Source organism: Methylobacterium sp. WL18 (genome assembly GCF_008040015.1).
GTDB lineage: Bacteria > Pseudomonadota > Alphaproteobacteria > Rhizobiales > Beijerinckiaceae > Methylobacterium > Methylobacterium mesophilicum.
Map to the genome: position 1 here is coordinate 1 of NZ_VRVD01001287.1, position 524 is coordinate 524.

Sequence of the window (524 nt, forward strand, 5' to 3'; positions counted from 1 at the left end):
GGCCGGCGCACCGCCCGCCCCGCTGCCGGCGCGCCGGGACTGGGCCGACTTCTACGACTGGATCCTGCGGCTGTCGGCGTGAGCCGCCTCGCCCCGCTCCTCCGGGTCGCGGGACGGCCGAACGCAGCTTCGATCGCGCCGGCCCTTGTGCGCCCGGGGCCGGATCGCCCATAACGGCCGCGATGAAGTCTCGGATTCGGCAGGGGCGCTCGGGGCGCGGCTGGTGGGCGATCGCCGCCCGCATGCTCGCGCTCGTCCTGACCCTCTGCCTGGCCGGACCGGGCGTCGGCCTCGCGGCGGATCTGGCGTTCCATGCGGGCGGCCATCACGACCGCATCGACGGACCATCGCTCGCGGAGGCCGGCACCAGCGTCGATCCCGGCGTGACCGAGCACCTCCATTGCGGCTGCCACCAGGTCGCGCCCCTGGAGACCGGAGCCCTGGCGCCGCCGGCGGTTCCCGTCCGGCCGGTCGCGGTCCGGACCTCCGGCGCCCTTTCCTCGATCGTGCCCGACCGCCTGCCC

Annotated in this window: 1 protein-coding gene; it reads left to right on the forward strand. The window is 76.3% G+C overall.

Annotated features, from left to right (window positions below):
* Positions 1–182: 182 nt before the first annotated feature.
* Positions 183–524, forward strand: a 342-nt coding sequence (locus FV228_RS32360) for a hypothetical protein (RefSeq protein WP_147858026.1), incomplete at its 3' end; no start/stop codon positions are given.